Origin of the sequence: Bradyrhizobium sp. SZCCHNRI1029, assembly GCF_032487555.1 — a bacterium.
Taxonomy (GTDB): Bacteria; Pseudomonadota; Alphaproteobacteria; order Rhizobiales; family Xanthobacteraceae; genus Bradyrhizobium.
Genome location: NZ_JAUEUK010000014.1, coordinates 127,040 through 142,487, shown reverse-complemented (window position 1 = coordinate 142,487; position 15,448 = coordinate 127,040). Strand labels below are relative to the sequence as shown.

Sequence of the window (15,448 nt, the reverse complement as noted above, 5' to 3'; positions counted from 1 at the left end):
GCCGGGCGGCATCGGCAAGGACGCATGCGCCCGTCACGGGCGCAGGTAGGCGTATCCACTCTGCTGCAGCTCCGTGAGGCGCACGACGCCGCCCTTCTCCGCCACCGCGAACCCTGGCAAGAGATCGTCGAGTTTCACGCCTTGCGCCTTCATGGTGTTCGCACAGGCCTCGAAGCCGACGCCGGCTTTCATGAGGCGCTCGGCCAGAGCCGAGATGGTCTGGTCGGCCGAAATCGCATGAAAGGCCCGCAAGCCCGGACCGTGGATCACCAGGCGAATGTCTGCGCGTCCAGGTCCTCCGGTGCCATCGACGTGGTTCTGGAGGTTGCCGAGAACGAACAGGGCGCGGTCCTGATCGGCGAGATGATAGGCGACGCGCTGGCGCGGAGATTCCGTCGCCGCGCGTGCGCTGCTGACACCGAAGATTCCAAACAGGCCGGCAAGACCGGCTTGCATCAAAGATCGACGTTCCATGGTGGCTCCTAACGCGCGGCTGCAATGAATCCTGCGATGCGATCAGCGGCATCCTCGGCGGCGAGATCGCGAAAGAAGTGATCTGCGTCGTCAATCGTCTCCAGTCGGACACGGCTGCCGGCGCGTGACGCCAGCGGCGCGAACGACGCTGCCACGTCCGGTACCGTCTTGTCTTGCGCTGCCGCAAGCACCAGAACCGGCAGGCTCACATCGGCGACCAGCGCCGCCGTATCCTGACGCCGGTCGGCGCGATAGAATGCTGCGAATGCGCGCGCCGTCACCTTGGCATCGCGGCAATAGATGAAGCCCGGCACCGACATCCAATCACCGCCGCGCCCGGCGGCGATCGCTGCCTCAGCCTTGTCGAGCAGCGGCGCCAATCGCTGGCCGTAGCTCTCCGCATAGGCGTCTCTCAAACCGGCCTCGATGCTCGCCGTCGCGGGCGCCAGCAGGATCGCACCGTCGACCGCCGCTTTGGGATTGGCGGCCAGATAGCGCGCGACCTGATTGGCGCCGCGCGAATGACCGAGGACGAAGACGTGCGACGACGTCTTGCGCGCTTCACTCAGCCAGGCGGCGATCTCCACGACGGCATCGTCCGTCACATAGTCATGGGGTTTGGCACAATCGTACATGCCAGTGCGGCGATCGAGACCGAGCACGAGATTGTGCGCGAGCGAGGCGATCCCCCGCTCGGCCAACGCCTTGGACAGGCCCTGGATGGTCTCCATGTCCTTGTGCGCGAGCGTGCCGTGCGTCATCAGCACCAGCGGCACATCCGGTCCAGACTGCGCCGGCAGTCGGAGCGTGCCGAGCGCCGTACGCCCGCCGATCGTGAGCTCGCGCGGCTCCTCGGCCGCGAAGGCGATCGACGCAATGAACGAGACGACAAGAGCGAGCCACCACCGCATCGCAAATTCCTCAGGGACGCACGATCGTCCAGTTCTTCTCGGACAGCTCCAGCAGGGTCGCGACCCCGGTCTTGACGACCGTGACACCGTCGAGCAGAGGCGGCTGCCGTCCCTCCTTGCTCGCGAGCGTCTCCAAGGTATTGCCGCAGGCGATGAAGCTCACATTGGGCATCGACTTGGCGAAGCCGAGCACCCGCTCCTTCACCGGCGAGCGGTCGGCCAGCAGCATGTCGAGGCCGCCATTGAACGCGACGATCACGATCTCGACCTCCGCGCCCTCGCCCGAATAGTGGCGGGAGACATTCGCGGCCACGTCGAGCACCGCGCGCATCTTGGCCGGATCCTCGTCGCTGATCTGCAACGCGAGCCTATGTGGCTCGGCTGCAGTGGCGATGGACGCACCCCCGCTTCCGGCCAGGGCGACGGATGCGGCCGCCAACAGCATCTGGCGGCGGCTGCATCCGGCAATCCTCACTCGACGCCTCGCGGCTTGCCGTCCTTGTCTTCCGGCGTGACGTCGACCGCTGTCGCGCGTCCGGTGATCTTGACCGGCGCGATGCAGTTCTTCATGCAAGGATCCTTCTGCCAGAACGCCTTCTCGCTCGTGCTCCGATCATCCATGATGAACCCGCCCTCGTTCGGCATCTTGATCGTGGCGAGATTGCTGTTGCTCAGCTCGAAGTTCTGATCGGTGATCACGTCGTTCAGATACAGCACATAGGCGACCAGCGCGTAGTACTCGTCGACCTTCAGCGACTGCGGGCTGCCGAACGGCATCGCGTGGCGGACGTAGTCGAACAGCGTCGAGGCGTAGGGCCAGTAGGAACCGACCGTCTTGACCGGATTGTCTGATGTCAGCGATCCCTTGCCGCCGGCGAGCACCGGCCAGCGGCCGGCACCCTCGCCGAATTCGCCATGGCAACTGGCGCAATTGTCCATGAACAGCTTCTCGCCCTGGGCGACGGTGCCCTTGCCGACTGGCAGCCCCTGCCCGTCCGGACGGACGTCGATGTCCCAGCCGCGGATCTCCTCGGCGCTCGGCGCGCGGCCGATGTTGAAGCGCTGCGCCGGCTTGGCATCGGACTTGGCCTCGGTCTTCTCGCTCGGACCGCCGGCGAACGCCACCGAGCCCGCGAGCGTTGCCAGCGCTGCGACTGCAATGATCAGCTTAGGCGACCTCGACATTCTCGACCTCACCGTTTGCCTGCACATGCCAGGTCTGGATGCCATTGTTGTGATAGATGGAGTTGTAGCCGCGGACCTTGCGCAGCTCGGCCTTGGACGGCTGGACGTAGCCGGTCTCGTCCTGGACGCGCGACTGCAGCAGCAGCGGCTCGCCGTTCCAGTCGAACTCGTAGTAGAACCGGGTCAGCGCCTTGTCGAGCACCGGGCCGTCGATCCGCGCCGGCCACCAGTTCCGGCCACCATCGAGCGACACGTCGACGCGCTTGACCTTGCCGTTGCCCGACCACGCCAGCCCTGAGACGATCGTGAAGCCCTTGCCGTGCTTGATCGGCGCCTGCGGGCTCGGGCTCGTGATCACCGACTTGGCATCCATCGCCCAGGTGAAGCGCCGCGCCTTTCCGTTCGGCAAGAGATCGGTGTATTTCGAGGTTTCCTCGCGGGTGTGCCAAGGCTGGTCGCCGACCTTGATACGGCGCAGCCACTTGACCCAGAGATTGCCCTGCCAGCCCGGCACGACCAGGCGCATCGGATAGCCCTGCTCGGGATACAGCGCCTCGCCGTTCATCTTGTAGGCGATGATGCAGTCGTCGAGCGCCTTCTCGATCGGCAGGCTGCGATCCATCGACGCGGAGTCGGCGCCCTCGACCAGCAGCCATTTGCCGTTGGTCTTGACGCCGGCCTCTTCGAGCAGGGTGCGCAGCGAGACGCCGGTATATTGCACGCAGTGGATCATGCCATGCGTGAACTGGCAGCCATTGAGCTGGGCGCCGCGCCACTCCATGCCGGAGTTGGCCGCGCATTCCATGAAGTGGATGCGGTTGACGCGCGGGTAGCGCTTGAGCTCGTCGAGCGTCAGCAGCAGCGGCCGCTCGACCAGCCCATGGATCATCAGCCGGTGATCGGCCGGATCGACGTCGGCTACGCCGCCGTGATGGCGCTCGAAGCACAGCCCGTTCGGCGTGATGATGCCTTCGAGCTCATGCAGCGGCGTAAAACTGACCGAGGATTCGCGCGAAGCCGTCAGCCATTCGACGTCGCGGCGGACGACGTCCTTCTCGAACTTCGACGGCTTGCCATAGGGGCGCACAGCGACGCCCTCGCCGAGGGTCCGCGTCCATTCCGGCACGTTCGGCGGCTGGTTGGCGGGATTGCCGACGCCGGCACGCGCCTGCGAGGCCAGCGCCGTGGCGGCAAGACCGCCGGCTGCAGTCAGGAAACCACGGCGCGACGCGCGTGGGGCTGAGGGAAGTAGTTTGTCCTTGGACATCGTCGTCACACTCCGGAGACTTTGACGGCCCGGTTGGGCTCGAGACGAACGGTTTTCTGGCGCTGCAGATAGCTCGACACGACCTCCCAGATCGGCGGCCCCTGCGTGCCTTCGTTGACGCTGGCCCAGCCCGCGACCTGATACTCCCGCGTCGGATCGATCGCGGCCCCGGTCTTGATCAGGCGCATGTCGGAGATGCGCTGCCCCTGCGGCTTGTTGACGTCGATGGCGTAGGACATGCCGCCGATGCGGACCATGTCGCCGCCCTGCTGGTAGTAAGGATCGACGTTGAACAGGTTGTCGGCGACGTCCTCGATGATCTCCTTCAGCCGCATGCCGGTCATGCCCATGCGATAGACGGCCGGATAGGTGATCGCGGTGGCGTTGGTGACGTCCTCGAAGGTGATTTCCTGGCCCGGCATCACGCTGGTGCCCCAGCGGAAGCCCGGCGACAGCGCGATCTCCGCATCGCGCTCCTGCAGCAGCGCCTGGCAGATGAGGTCATCGAACGTGCCGTTGAAATTGCCGCGGCGATACAGCAGCGTCTCGGTCCGTCCCAGCGGGCGGGCGAGATCGGCGGCAAACGGCTTGCGCACCTCGGCGATCTTGGCCGCCATCGCCGGATCCGGCGTGATCACGTCGGAGAACAGCGGAATCAGCTTGTAACGATAGCCCTTCACCTCGCCGTCCTTGACGTCGAGATCGAGCCGCGAGACGAACTTGCCGGAGGAGCCCGACGCGATCAGCAGCGTCTTGCCGACCTTGACCGCTTCAGGCAATGCATCATGGGTATGACCCGTGAGAATGACGTCGAGACCCTTGACGCGGCTGGCCAGCTTGCGGTCGACGTCGAAGCCATTGTGTGACAGCAGCACCACGAGGCCGGCGCCGTCCTTGCGCGCCTTGTCGACCTGGGTCTGAACATCCTCCTCGCGCACGCCGAACGACCAGTTCGGAATCATCCAGCGGGGATTGGCGACCGGCGTATACGGGAAGGCCTGGCCGAGCACCGCGATCTTGACGCCGCCGCGCTCGATCATCGTCGAGGCTTCGAACGCCGGCTCGTTCCATTCGGTGTCGCGGATGTTGAGGCCGAGGAAAGGGAAGCCCAGACCATCGACCGCCTGCTTGACGCGCTCGGTGCCGTAGGTGAACTCCCAATGCCCCGTCATCGCATCCGGCTTCAGCAGCGCCATGCAGTCGATCATGTCCTGGCCGCGGGTCTTCAGCGACGACCATGAGCCCTGCCAGGTGTCACCGCCATCGAGCAGCACGACCTTGTCGCCGCGCTCGGCGCGGATGGCCTTGATGACGGTGGCGGCGCGGTCGAGCCCGCCGATCCGCCCGTAGGTCTTGGCGAGCGCCTCGAAATCCTCCGAGGTCAGCGCATAGGCCGACGACGAGCCCGGCGCGATGCCGAAGCGGGTGAGGAAATCCTTGCCGGTGACATGCGGCGGCTGGCCCTTGGCGTCACCGACGCCGAGATTGGTCGACGGCTCGCGGAAATACAGCGGCATCAGCTGGCCGTGGATGTCGGTGACATGCACCAAGGTGACGTTGCCGACCGGATCGAACGCCAGCAACTCCTTCTCGGTCAGCTTCTGCTGAGCAAAGGCGCGGGTCGCACCCGCAAGACCGGAGCCACCCGCCAGGGCAGCCGCCGCCAATGCGACCTGAACGAATTCGCGACGCGATATCATGATGTATCTTCCTTGTGTCCGCGGCTAGTTGCGGACCGACGGTGTCTCGACGGGCAGCCCGATGCCGCGCCAGGCGACGTAGACTTCGAGCGCGAGGAACTCGTCCGACAGCGGCTTGTAGGGCACGCCGCGAACGTCGAACATGCAGCCCTCGAACCGTTCGTGCAGCGGGATCAGGCGCTGATCGCGCAGCCGGTAGGTCGGAAAGCCGTTGATCTGGCCTTGGCTCAGAAAATCGGCGCGCATGAACTTGCCGTTGTTCTTCTCGTGGCAGGACGCGCAGGCGAGATCGAGCTGCCCGACCCGCGTATAGTAGATCTCCTTGCCCTTCTCGAACCATGGCGACATCGGACCGTCGGTCTTCACCGCCACCGGCATGCCGCGCGACTGGTAGCGGACGAACGCCGTCATGTCCGTCAGTTCCTTCGACTTGAAGGCCCAGGGCTGCGCCTTCATGTGCTCGGTGCGACAGATGTTGATCTGCTGCTCGAGATTGACCGGCTTGTTGAGCTTATCGCTCCATTTGGGCATGGCGGCGCCGACGCCCTTCATGGTCTTTTCCGCCTCGCCGTGGCAGCTCATGCACGACTTGCCTTCGCTGCCGTCGACCGTCTTCCAGACGTCGGCGGCCCGCTCCACCGCGAGGAAGCCGGGATTCTCCAGGTCGTCATCCTGGAGCGCGCGCGTTTCCTTGGTGCGGAACTGATAGCCCGAGATGATGGTCTTGAAGACGTGACCGGGAGGCGCCGGAATGCCCTTCCGTTCGGCCTCCTGGCCGAACGTCGCGACTGCGGACAGTGCCAGCGCGGCCGAAGCCAGGACGGCGAGAGAACCGTAGCGAATGGACATCCGTCACTCCTCCTAGCGATCACACGCTGCCGATCAGGCCTTCAACGCGATCTTCTCTTCGGCCGTCACCACGGAGCCATCATCATCCGTCCATGCGAACTTGAACGTGCCTTCCTCGTCGATCCTTGCGTCGAACTGGATGTACGGGTTGGCGGAGATCGCCGGCTCCAGCGCGCAGGAGAACACCGGCTTGCCGTTGAACTCGCAGGTGAACTTGTTGATGATCTTGCGCGGGATCGGCTTGCCCTGCGCATCCTTGCGCTGACCCGATTCCATCAGATGCGAGACCAGCGTCTTGATCTGGATGATCTCGCCTTTCTTGGCTTCCTTCGGAAGCTTGATGCGCGGCTTGTCTGCCATGTTCGTCTCTCCCCTGTCTCAGCCGCCGCAGCCGCCGATGGTGACCTTGACGGTCTTGCGCTCCGTGAAGAGCGAGCCGTCACTCATCTTCGCGACCGCGATCACGTTCTGGGTCTGCGCCAGACGGATGCGGATCGATGCCTCGGCCTTGCCGGACATCGGCGTGAACATCAGCGTGGCGACGCCGGCATTCGGATTGCCGTCGGCCACGAACAGCACTTCCTTGACGTAGTTCTCGGCGGTCATCGGGCTTTCGACCGAGAGCGCGAGCGGCACGGTGTTGCCGTTCTCGGCGATCTCAGGCAGATCGAGCGTGATCTTGCCCTTGGCCGCTTCCTTGCCGCCGGTGAACTTCTTGATCATCTCGGCCGCGTCGTTGCTCGGCTCGGCGTTGGCGGCCATCGGCAGCACCGTCAGGGCGACGAAACCGCCGCCGAGAAGGAACGCCTGTCGTCTGTTGATTGCGCCCATGCATCATCCTCCAGAGGCGGTTACTTCAATGTTTCGAGAAAGGCGACGACGTCCTCGACCTGCGCGGCGGTGAGGACGGGTTTGCCGACGAACTCCGGCCTGACGCGATTGAGTCCGTCGTTCTTGTAGAAGGCGGGCATCACCGTATCGGTGAAGATGCGCTTGGGATCGGCGACGATCAGGCGCAATTGCGCCGCGTTGTAGCGGGTCGCGACGCCGTCGAGCGACGGACCGAACTCGCCGTGAAACTCTTCCGACTTCAGCGACGACACCTGATGGCAGGCGAGACAATTGCCCAGCGTCCGCGTCAAGAACACCTTCTTGCCGGCATCGGCATTGCCGGGCGCGCCCGTCAGCGATTTCGGAATGGCATAGTCGACGACATCGAGCCTGATCGGCTCGTCACCCCGCGCGGCTGCCGACAGCAACACGCAGAGCAAGGCGGCCGGAATCAAACGGCGCATGTTTCCACCCTGACCGGCGAGGCGTCCCCTCGCCTTACGATGACACGACGGACTTACGATCCATCATATTCAATAATTATGATTTGATAATGTGATTGGTGTCAAGCGTATTTCGATGCCGCACTGCACTCAACCCTTGGTCGAAGCGAGATAGTCGCGGAATGTGCCGCGCTCATAGGCCCTCTCGCGCACGAAGCGGAACATTGCGAGGAAATGCGGCGGCTTGAGATAGCCCGGCGCGCGCGCCACCTCGCGCGCGAGCGGCTCCTTCGCAGAGACCCCCTCGGCCGATGGCGGAAAGAACTGGAACGTCGGCGTGAAGCGGATCGCGTAGCGCTCGGCGAGCTCCTTCTCGGCAAGCTCCTTGCCATCGAAGTCGATCACCTTGCGCGCGCCGAGCAGGTTGAGCTGCAGCACTTCGAAATTGGCGCGGATGTAGTCCGTGATCTCTTGATCGGCAAAGTTCACCAGATGCGTCTCGCGGCAATACGGGCAGCCGCGCAGCTCCCACATGATCGCAAGCCGCTTGCCTTCCGACGCCGCGCTTTCGAGATCCTCGCGCAGGTCCAGGAAGCTGTTGAGAAACCAGGACTGGTGATAGAGCCCGTCGTCGCCGAGCGCCGCGTCGGCCTGCGCCGGCGCTGACGCCAGGCCGACGGCCGCCGCGGCAGGCAGCAGCGCAACCAGATCGCGCCGTGTCATCGTCCGGTTCGTCGTCATCAGCCCGCTCACGCGCTTTGCCAAGTCCACTTTGCCAAGTCCACGGAATTTCGATACATGATATTCGAATAACAGAATGTGAAAAGGACATTCGATGCTGCGCCGCGTCATCATGCTGTCGCTCGTGCTGTCATGCCTCACGCATGGCGTCCGTGGGCACGCCGAAGAGAACGCGGACGTTGCTGCCTTCATGCGCTCGGCGATGGCCAGCCTGCGCACCGCCGCGAGCTATGGCCGCACCGGCAATGTGGGCCTGGCGCAGATCGAGCTCGACGACGCCCGGATCGCCTGGGGCAGGCTCAGCCGGCTCGCCGAACGCTCCAATGCGCCCTATTCGGCCAAATCCTTTGCAGAGCTGATCGCCACCGGAAACGATCGCCTGAAGCAGGCGGACGAAGCGCTGACCGCAGGTGACGGGGCACGCGCTGCGGCGGCCATTGCCGCGTTGCGCCGGTCGCTTCACGCCCTGAGGCAGGACGCCGGCGTGGTCGAACTCAGCGATTGCGTGTTCGACCTGTCACCCGTCATGGACGCGTTGCGCAACGCAGCTGCGCGGTTCGCTGCGGGCAAGGCCGAGCCTGGCGAGGTCGTCCAGGCCGGCACAGCGCTGCGCGACCGGCTGCAACGCTGCAACGGCCTCGCCGCGCCCGACGTGGCGAGCCAGGCCGAGTTCCGCCGCCTGATCGACGGCGCCACGACGAGTGCCGGCGAGATCGGCCGCGCGGCGCGCGAGAGCGACGCCGGCCTGGTGCATCGCTATGAGATCGAACTGCAGTCCTTCGTCAATCTATTGGACTTCCGCTTCGGCTGATCAGCCGATGGTGGCGAGCGACGGAAAGCGCTCGAAGATCCATTCCGACATCCGCGGGATCACGCCGGCGAGAAAGGCCGCGCCGGTCAGGACGAGAAAGCCGCCCATCGTCTTCTCGACCAGGGGGAGATGCGGCTTGATGCCCTTGAGCATGGTCATGAACTGTCCCGTGAAGGCAGCGGCGATCAGGAACGGGATGCCGGTCCCGACCGAATAGGCGGCGAGCAGCAGCGCGCCCTTCCCCACCGTCGCCTCCGCGCCGGCCATCATCAGGACGGCGGCAAGGACCGGCCCCGCACACGGCGTCCAGCCGAAGGCGAAGGCAAGTCCCATCACGAACGCACCGAGCAGGCCGGCCGGCTTGCTTCCGACGTCGATCGTGGCGCTCCGGTACAGCAGCGGAATCCGGAGCACCCCGAGGAAATGCAGCCCCATCGTGATGATGACGAGGCCAGCGAGGATGCCGAGCTGGCTGAGATGGCCGGCAATGAACCTTCCGAACACCGAGGCGGTGGCGCCGAGACCGACGAACACCAGCGAAAAACCGCCGACGAAGCACAGCGCCGTCAGCACCGTCCGCCGCCGCTGGGCCATGCTGGTTTCGCCGATCGCGTCGGCCGCCGAGACGCCGGCCATGTAGCACAGGAACGGCGGGACCAGCGGCAGAATGCACGGTGACAGAAACGACAACAGACCCGCGGCCAGCGCGGCGCCCAGCGTAACGTCGAGATCCATCTTTCCCCCCGGTCGGCCAGCGCTACGTGCCCGGCCTGCCGGGCAGGATTCGGAAATCGCGCACTAGTACATATTCGAATTTAATGATAGATTGGCCGCCAAGTCCAGAGAGGATCTCGGCATGACCAGCAGACGTGCATCGCGCGGATTCGCAACGCTCGCAGGAGCCGTAGTGACCGGCATTTGCCTCTCGTCCCCGGCGTTCGCCTCCGAGCTCGTGATGTTCGAACGTCCGGGCTGCGGCTGGTGCGCCCGCTTCAACGCGGAAATCGGTCCGATCTATGACAAGACCGACGAGGGGCGCGCGCTGCCGCTGCGACGGGTCGACCTTGCCAAGCCGCTGCCGACGGACCTTTCCGGTATCGATCCGGGAGCGTTCACCCCGACCTTCGTGGTGGTCGATCAGGGCCGCGAGATCGGACGCATCCGCGGTTATCCCGGCGATGCGTTCTTCTTTGGGCTGCTCGGCCGCATAATGAATGCTACAAGCGGGGCTCCGGCCCGCTCCTGACGCCAACCGAGGGATTCAGAATTCATGCCGCTGCCGAAGTTGAAGGACATCGAAACCTCTGCCGAGCTCGAGCAGATGATCGAGAAGGCGCGGGAAGCCAGCGAGATGCTGAAGGCACTGTCCCACGAGTCCCGGCTTTTGCTGCTCTGCATCCTCGCCGAAGGCGAAAAATCCGTCACCGAGCTCGAGCAGTTCCTGGGCGAGCGGCAGTCGACCGTCTCGCAGCAGCTCGCCCGTCTCAGGCTCGACCGGCTGGTCACGACGCGGCGCGAGGGCAAGACGATCTACTACAGCCTTGCGAGCGAAGATGTCCGCAAGATCCTGACGGCGATCTACGACGTCTATTGCGAGCCGGTCCGCAAGCGCCGCCGCTGACCGGTTGGCCCTCGCGGTCTCGGGCTTCGCATCGGCGCGCCCCGTAGCGGCGCAAGAGGTCTGGCGTCCCCGCCGCTCCTGGCGCACAATGCCAGGAAACCAACGAGGATGTCGGAGAGGAATGCTCAGCCCATCAGCACTGACGTTCATGTGTGGGCTCCTCGCGGGCGCCGTTCTCGGCGTCGCCGGTCGCGCCGGCCGCTTCTGTACGCTCGCGATGCTGGAGGACGCGTTCTTCGGCGCCGATACCCGGCGACTCAAATCCTTCGCTCTGGCGGCCGCGGTCGCGCTGGTCGCAACCCAGCTGCTCGCCAGCTTCGGCCTGATCGACCTGTCGCGCTCGATCTACTTGACGTCGTCCATTCCGCTCGGCGGCGCCATCCTCGGCGGCTTGTCGTTCGGAATCGGGATGGCCCTGGTCGGCACCTGCGGCTTCGGGACACTGGTCCGTATCGGCGGCGGTGATCTGCGCGCCATCGTCGTGTTTCTGGTGCTGGGCGTGTCAGCCCTGGCCGCGATGCGCGGGCTCACGGGATTCCTGCGCATCTCGCTGATCGAGCCGCTCTCCATACGCCTGCCCGAAACGATGACCCAGGGCATGGATATGCTGCTGTCGCCCGCACTTGGCTCATATGCGCGGCCGGCAACCGTTTCCGTCGCAGCGGTCGCGCTCGCGGCCTGGGCATTGGCCGACGGGCGCCTCGTGAGATCGCCGCGCCTGCTGCTCTCCGGCCTCGCCGTCGGCTGCGCGGTGGCGTTCGGCTGGTTCGCCACCAGCTGGCTCGGCAATGACGATTTCGATCCGGCGCGCGTGGCATCCCTGACCTTCGTTGCCCCGCTCGGCAATACCGTGCTCTACATCGCCACGCTTTCGGGCAGCCGGGCCGACTTTGCGATCGGCTCCGTCGCCGGCGTGATCCTGGGCTCGTTCGTCGCGGCAATGTTTTCGCGCGTCTTCCGCTGGGAAGCCTGCGATGACGCGCGTGAGTTGAAGCGTCACATGACCGGCGCGCTGCTGATGGGCACCGGCGGCATCATGTCGATGGGCTGCACGATCGGACAGGGCCTGTCGGCATTCTCGACGCTGGCGATCTCGGCGCCGCTGACGATGCTGGCGATCACCTGCGGCGCACGTCTCGGCCTCGAATACACCATGACCGGCGAATGGCGCCCTGCCGTGCGCAACCTGCTGCGTCTGACATCGTGACGGCGGCTGCGCTCGCGCAATGGGCAAGCTCGCTCCCACGCCAGGGCAATGGGGTTGTACCGCAGGCAGACGGATTGTGGATTTCGCCGTTGCCTCAATACTTCAGTTCAACGCGCTTCGCAGATTGTCTGCCGGCTCACATGGTCGTGTGCGCGCCGTCCTGGTGATAATTCCCGGATCTTCCGGCGCCGCGCTTCATGGGGAGACGGCACTGTCCTCAGCTGCACAGCAGCTCACAGGGAGGCAGCGGCACAAACCAAAACTCCCGCAGCCTCGTCGGCTACGGGAGTGTCGGTCTCAGTGGTTGCGGGGAGGTGCAGCCACTGCTGGCATAACAAGACTACTTCTTTGATTTTCCTGGGTATTAGAGAATTCAAGGATACCCATCAACTCGCCGCGTAGCTCGGCATGGACCTCGCCACGTTTCTTGCCGGGAGTGAGTACGATCTCGCCGATGAGCGAGCGGAGCGCCTCGGCGGCCTCGCGTCCGCCATCCGGATCGGCGAGCGCCTCGGTGAACCGGCCGACGTTCTTGCGATAGACGTTGGCGATGTTGGGATGCATGTCGGGAATGTCGGCGGGAGCCTCTGACAGGCGCTGTGTGATCTCCGCCTTCTGCCGTTCAAGCTCGTCGATCCGCGCCTTCATCGACGGCTGGTAGAGGCCGTCCTCGATCGCTGCGATGATGCCGGCAACGGCCCGCTCGATCTTCTGAAGCGCACGGTGGTCTGTTTCCGCCCGTGCCCGCCGGTCGTGGCTGAGGCGGTTCATCTCCTCGGCATAGGCACGCACCGCTTCTGCGACCGCCTCGGAGGAGACGAGGCGATCCTTCAGTCCCGCCAACACCCGCGCCTCGATCTTCTCGCGCATGATGGTGCGGTTGTTGGCGCAAGTTCCGCGACGATGATGGTTGAGGCAGCCATAACGATTCGGCGTCAGGATGCCGATCTTGCCGCGGCAGCAGCCACAGGTGAGAAGGCCGGAAAGGAGGGAGACGGGCCGGTTGGCGAGGTGCAGCCGCTTGGCCCTGCCCTCCCGCGTATTGGCCGGGTTGGGGCCAAAGAGTGCCGAGATTTGCTGCTGCCGCGCCCGCGCGGCCTGCCACAGTTCATCGTCCACGATCTTGAGATGCGGCACCTCGATCCTGATCCACTGGCTTTCCGGATTCGGCCGTGACACGCGCTTGCCAGTCGCTGGATCCTTGACGAAACGCTGCCTGTTCCAGACCAGGACTCCGCCATAGAGTTCGTTGTTGAGGATGCCGGTGCCGCGCGAGACGTGGCCTCGGATGCTGGTGTCGCCCCAGGCCCGGCCGAGCGGGCCGGGAATGCCGTCCTTGTTCAGTTCGACGGCGATGGCCTTCGGGCTCTTGCCGGCGGCAAAGGCGCGGAAGATGCGTCGGACAATCCTCGCTTCCTCCACGATGATCTCGCGATCGCCCCGGATCGGCTCACCGTTGGCGTCGAGCCCCTTCATGACGTTGTAGCCGTAGCAGAGGCCACCGCCGGCCTTGCCCTTCTCCACTCGGCCGCGCAAACCACGATGAGTCTTCAGGGCGAGGTCCTTGAGGAACAGGGCATTCATAGTGCCCTTGAGGCCAACGTGAAGCTCGCTGATCTCGCCTTCGGCCAGGGTGACGATGGAGACGCCCGCGAAGCGCAGATGCTTGAACAGCGTGGCGACATCCGCCTGGTCACGAGAAATCCGGTCCAGCGCCTCGCCCAACACGACATCGAACAGACCGCGTTGCGCATCCTGCAACAACAACTGGATACCGGGCCGCAGGATCATGCTCGCGCCCGAAATGGCGGCGTCGTGATAGGTGCTCGTGACCTTCCATCGCTCGCGCTTGGCGTGCTCTCGGCAGAGGCGGAACTGATCCTCGATCGAGCTTTCGCTCTGATTGTCGGACGAGTAGCGGGCGTAAAGCGCAACGCGGGGCATGACGGTCTCCGTTCTGTCTAATCCTTGCCGGCCTCGTCCTCCGCATCGTTCGTGGCTTGAGGCCTGTTATCATTGGCGGCGCTGAGCGCCGCGAACTGTTTCCGTGCAATCCGGCGTCCGATCAGCCGGGCAATGGTCAACGTCACCTGCTCCAACTGTCGCCGCGTCTTGTTATCCGCCTTGCTCGTTCCATCCTCCGGACCTTGATTGTCGTTGGCCGGTCTGATGTCGTCCAGCTCCAGTTCTGTGTCATCTGCCATGCCGTCGCTCGCCCGATTGGTGAAGTCAAACGAGCATCAAGCGGCGACGAATTCAGGAAGAGAAGACCAAAAATCCTGCCATCGTACGGGAGCGCGCAGATACTTACGAACGGCCGTTTTGGCGTAGATTTCGAACGCATCACACAGCCTGCAAAGCCTTCTGCACTGCCTTCGGGGCGCGCTCGATCGCGAGAAGATACACGCGTGTCGGCCCCTCCGGCTGTCGCGACCTTGCTCCGAATGGCATAGCGTATTGAGCGCTGAATCCGAAGCGAGCTGCAAACTCTTCCTGAGTCACGTCTAAGCGCACTCGGATCGCCTTCACGTCGATTCTTCGGCCTTTTGTGGAGCTGAGATGTGGCACGATGGTCGTAGGTCGGAGATATCCGTTCGCACCGCTTTCGTCTGGCGGCGCCATAGCGGTTCGACCAGGCCTTTGTTTCCACATCCCGCTCGTGGGAAGGCGCGCAATCGCTATCGAGGATCAACACCACGATTCGGAATAGCGAGACCAACGGCCGCGCAAATCGCGCGTTCAGTTGAGAGCAGCAGCAACCGGTAGCCATCCTCCTCGTAAAGAGGGTACTGGCGAGCTTCGTAACACTCGCGCACATACTTTAACGCCGCGGCCGCGCCTTTGAGGCTTCCCGGCACGATGCCGGCGAGCTGACGCGAGGCCTTCATCTCAGCCCGGCCGAGTGCGCCTTCAGCCTCGCAGAGGCCACTTAACTTGGCCTCCAGCTCGGCCCGCCTGCTGCAGGGCGCACGGCGCAGCTCGCGCTCGGCAGCATCCTGCTCAGCGAGCAGGCGCCCTAGTTCCTTAAAGGCTCGGCGGTGGCCCTCGATGGCATCAAGGACCGGGTCGGGCGCGGTCGAAACGCCAACGCTTTCAGCCCGCGAGGGCGTGATGACCCCGGCCAGGATGGCGGCGCTACCAGTGACGAACTGCCGGCGCCGAACGGCAGGGCCGGCAGGAAAGATTAAACGACTCGTGGTATAGGCAGAATCAGCCTGAGACATGGGTAGCTCCATGTTGAGGGTTAGGCTCGTGCAGGTGTTCCTAGCACCTGTGCGGGCCGCTTGCCTGGCCTGTAGCGGCCAGTGCCGCGAATCGAATCACGGCCGATTCGTTACGTCAATGGATATCCGGTTTTCACTCACGGCCAGGCCTTGTACCCATAAACCCTGCGGCGTGATGCGACTA

The 15,448-nt window shown here is 64.6% G+C and carries 19 protein-coding genes; 4 read left to right on the top strand and 15 right to left on the bottom strand.

The window, feature by feature from the left end:
* Window positions 1–33: 33 nt before the first annotated feature.
* From QW861_RS30600 to QW861_RS30550, 11 genes are all read right to left on the bottom strand, one after another.
* Entirely contained in the window at window positions 34–474 is a 441-nt protein-coding gene (locus QW861_RS30600) for a DsrE family protein (RefSeq protein WP_409978004.1), read from the bottom strand.
* 8 nt (window positions 475–482) lie between these two features.
* Window positions 483–1,385, bottom strand: coding sequence for an alpha/beta hydrolase (locus tag QW861_RS30595; protein WP_315718304.1), 903 nt, complete (start codon window positions 1,383–1,385; stop codon window positions 483–485).
* A 10-nt stretch (window positions 1,386–1,395) separates the two neighbouring features.
* Window positions 1,396–1,830: a hypothetical protein gene (locus QW861_RS30590; RefSeq protein ID WP_316193896.1), complete on the bottom strand. Its 435-nt coding sequence runs from the start codon at window positions 1,828–1,830 to the stop codon at window positions 1,396–1,398.
* A 26-nt stretch (window positions 1,831–1,856) separates the two neighbouring features.
* Window positions 1,857–2,615 (bottom strand): cytochrome c, encoded by a 759-nt coding sequence (locus QW861_RS30585; RefSeq protein ID WP_316193877.1) that lies wholly within the window; start codon window positions 2,613–2,615, stop codon window positions 1,857–1,859.
* Window positions 2,554–3,837, bottom strand: a complete 1,284-nt coding sequence (gene soxC, locus QW861_RS30580; protein WP_315826663.1) for a sulfite dehydrogenase — start codon at window positions 3,835–3,837, stop codon at window positions 2,554–2,556. Before soxC ends, QW861_RS30585 begins: the two co-directional genes overlap by 62 nt.
* Window positions 3,838–3,842: 5 nt before the next feature.
* Window positions 3,843–5,537 (bottom strand): thiosulfohydrolase SoxB, encoded by a 1,695-nt coding sequence (gene soxB / locus QW861_RS30575; RefSeq protein ID WP_316176139.1) that lies wholly within the window; start codon window positions 5,535–5,537, stop codon window positions 3,843–3,845.
* Between the two features lie 24 nt (window positions 5,538–5,561).
* Window positions 5,562–6,386 carry a sulfur oxidation c-type cytochrome SoxA gene (soxA, locus tag QW861_RS30570; protein ID WP_315718308.1) on the bottom strand — a complete coding sequence of 275 codons (825 nt, stop codon included), beginning with the start codon at window positions 6,384–6,386 and terminating at the stop codon, window positions 5,562–5,564.
* Window positions 6,387–6,419: 33 nt separating this feature from the next.
* A complete protein-coding gene (gene soxZ, locus QW861_RS30565; protein WP_315718309.1) occupies window positions 6,420–6,746 on the bottom strand; it encodes a thiosulfate oxidation carrier complex protein SoxZ in 327 nt (108 codons plus the stop codon).
* Window positions 6,747–6,764: 18 nt separating this feature from the next.
* Window positions 6,765–7,217 carry a thiosulfate oxidation carrier protein SoxY gene (soxY, locus tag QW861_RS30560; protein ID WP_315718310.1) on the bottom strand — a complete coding sequence of 151 codons (453 nt, stop codon included), beginning with the start codon at window positions 7,215–7,217 and terminating at the stop codon, window positions 6,765–6,767.
* Between the two features lie 20 nt (window positions 7,218–7,237).
* A complete protein-coding gene (soxX, locus tag QW861_RS30555; RefSeq protein WP_315754844.1) occupies window positions 7,238–7,681 on the bottom strand; it encodes a sulfur oxidation c-type cytochrome SoxX in 444 nt (147 codons plus the stop codon).
* Between the two features lie 129 nt (window positions 7,682–7,810).
* Window positions 7,811–8,401 carry a thioredoxin family protein gene (locus tag QW861_RS30550; RefSeq protein ID WP_315754846.1) on the bottom strand — a complete coding sequence of 197 codons (591 nt, stop codon included), beginning with the start codon at window positions 8,399–8,401 and terminating at the stop codon, window positions 7,811–7,813.
* 94 nt (window positions 8,402–8,495) lie between these two features.
* On the opposite strand from QW861_RS30550, the gene QW861_RS30545 reads away from it, so the two are divergent.
* The gene (locus tag QW861_RS30545) at window positions 8,496–9,212 is read left to right on the top strand and encodes a hypothetical protein (protein WP_315718313.1); all 717 of its coding nucleotides are present in this window, start codon (window positions 8,496–8,498) and stop codon (window positions 9,210–9,212) included.
* Here QW861_RS30545 and QW861_RS30540 read toward each other — a convergent pair whose 3' ends face one another.
* Entirely contained in the window at window positions 9,213–9,947 is a 735-nt protein-coding gene (locus QW861_RS30540) for a cytochrome c biogenesis CcdA family protein (protein WP_315778323.1), read from the bottom strand.
* A 121-nt stretch (window positions 9,948–10,068) separates the two neighbouring features.
* Here QW861_RS30540 and QW861_RS30535 point away from each other — a divergent pair, with 121 nt between their 5' ends.
* The 3 genes from QW861_RS30535 (at window position 10,069) to QW861_RS30525 (ending at window position 12,040) form a co-directional block, all read left to right on the top strand.
* Complete coding sequence (locus QW861_RS30535; RefSeq protein ID WP_315754880.1) at window positions 10,069–10,458, top strand: thioredoxin; 390 nt, start codon at window positions 10,069–10,071, stop codon at window positions 10,456–10,458.
* Window positions 10,459–10,482: 24 nt separating this feature from the next.
* Window positions 10,483–10,833, top strand: coding sequence for a metalloregulator ArsR/SmtB family transcription factor (locus QW861_RS30530; protein WP_315718315.1), 351 nt, complete (start codon window positions 10,483–10,485; stop codon window positions 10,831–10,833).
* Window positions 10,834–10,954: 121 nt separating this feature from the next.
* The gene (locus QW861_RS30525; RefSeq protein WP_315718316.1) at window positions 10,955–12,040 is read left to right on the top strand and encodes a YeeE/YedE family protein; all 1,086 of its coding nucleotides are present in this window, start codon (window positions 10,955–10,957) and stop codon (window positions 12,038–12,040) included.
* A gap of 297 nt (window positions 12,041–12,337) precedes the next feature.
* Here the strand turns inward: QW861_RS30525 and QW861_RS30520 are convergent, their stop codons facing one another.
* The 3 genes from QW861_RS30520 to QW861_RS30510 all read right to left on the bottom strand — a co-directional run bounded on the left by QW861_RS30520 (window position 12,338) and on the right by QW861_RS30510 (window position 15,264).
* Window positions 12,338–13,984 carry a recombinase family protein gene (locus tag QW861_RS30520; RefSeq protein ID WP_316193876.1) on the bottom strand — a complete coding sequence of 549 codons (1,647 nt, stop codon included), beginning with the start codon at window positions 13,982–13,984 and terminating at the stop codon, window positions 12,338–12,340.
* 17 nt (window positions 13,985–14,001) lie between these two features.
* Window positions 14,002–14,244: a hypothetical protein gene (locus QW861_RS30515; protein ID WP_315770016.1), complete on the bottom strand. Its 243-nt coding sequence runs from the start codon at window positions 14,242–14,244 to the stop codon at window positions 14,002–14,004.
* A gap of 474 nt (window positions 14,245–14,718) precedes the next feature.
* Complete coding sequence (locus QW861_RS30510) at window positions 14,719–15,264, bottom strand: hypothetical protein (protein ID WP_316193875.1); 546 nt, start codon at window positions 15,262–15,264, stop codon at window positions 14,719–14,721.
* Window positions 15,265–15,448 lie beyond the last annotated feature (184 nt).

Excerpts from the sequence above, each read along its gene's own strand:
- QW861_RS30550 (WP_315754846.1), bottom strand. The coding sequence starts at position 8,401 with ATGACGACGAACCGGACGATGACACGGCGCGATCTGGTTGCGCTGCTG.
- QW861_RS30525 (WP_315718316.1), top strand. The coding sequence starts at position 10,955 with ATGCTCAGCCCATCAGCACTGACGTTCATGTGTGGGCTCCTCGCGGGC.
- QW861_RS30595 (WP_315718304.1), bottom strand. The coding sequence starts at position 1,385 with ATGCGGTGGTGGCTCGCTCTTGTCGTCTCGTTCATTGCGTCGATCGCC.
- QW861_RS30520 (WP_316193876.1), bottom strand. The coding sequence starts at position 13,984 with ATGCCCCGCGTTGCGCTTTACGCCCGCTACTCGTCCGACAATCAGAGC.
- soxB (WP_316176139.1), bottom strand. The coding sequence starts at position 5,537 with ATGATATCGCGTCGCGAATTCGTTCAGGTCGCATTGGCGGCGGCTGCC.
- soxZ (WP_315718309.1), bottom strand. The coding sequence starts at position 6,746 with ATGGCAGACAAGCCGCGCATCAAGCTTCCGAAGGAAGCCAAGAAAGGC.
- QW861_RS30530 (WP_315718315.1), top strand. The coding sequence starts at position 10,483 with ATGCCGCTGCCGAAGTTGAAGGACATCGAAACCTCTGCCGAGCTCGAG.
- QW861_RS30540 (WP_315778323.1), bottom strand. The coding sequence starts at position 9,947 with ATGGATCTCGACGTTACGCTGGGCGCCGCGCTGGCCGCGGGTCTGTTG.
- QW861_RS30585 (WP_316193877.1), bottom strand. The coding sequence starts at position 2,615 with ATGGCATCCAGACCTGGCATGTGCAGGCAAACGGTGAGGTCGAGAATG.
- soxA (WP_315718308.1), bottom strand. The coding sequence starts at position 6,386 with ATGTCCATTCGCTACGGTTCTCTCGCCGTCCTGGCTTCGGCCGCGCTG.
- QW861_RS30600 (WP_409978004.1), bottom strand. The coding sequence starts at position 474 with ATGGAACGTCGATCTTTGATGCAAGCCGGTCTTGCCGGCCTGTTTGGA.
- QW861_RS30590 (WP_316193896.1), bottom strand. The coding sequence starts at position 1,830 with ATGCTGTTGGCGGCCGCATCCGTCGCCCTGGCCGGAAGCGGGGGTGCG.
- QW861_RS30515 (WP_315770016.1), bottom strand. The coding sequence starts at position 14,244 with ATGGCAGATGACACAGAACTGGAGCTGGACGACATCAGACCGGCCAAC.
- soxY (WP_315718310.1), bottom strand. The coding sequence starts at position 7,217 with ATGGGCGCAATCAACAGACGACAGGCGTTCCTTCTCGGCGGCGGTTTC.
- QW861_RS30545 (WP_315718313.1), top strand. The coding sequence starts at position 8,496 with ATGCTGCGCCGCGTCATCATGCTGTCGCTCGTGCTGTCATGCCTCACG.
- soxC (WP_315826663.1), bottom strand. The coding sequence starts at position 3,837 with ATGTCCAAGGACAAACTACTTCCCTCAGCCCCACGCGCGTCGCGCCGT.
- QW861_RS30510 (WP_316193875.1), bottom strand. The coding sequence starts at position 15,264 with ATGTCTCAGGCTGATTCTGCCTATACCACGAGTCGTTTAATCTTTCCT.
- QW861_RS30535 (WP_315754880.1), top strand. The coding sequence starts at position 10,069 with ATGACCAGCAGACGTGCATCGCGCGGATTCGCAACGCTCGCAGGAGCC.
- soxX (WP_315754844.1), bottom strand. The coding sequence starts at position 7,681 with ATGCGCCGTTTGATTCCGGCCGCCTTGCTCTGCGTGTTGCTGTCGGCA.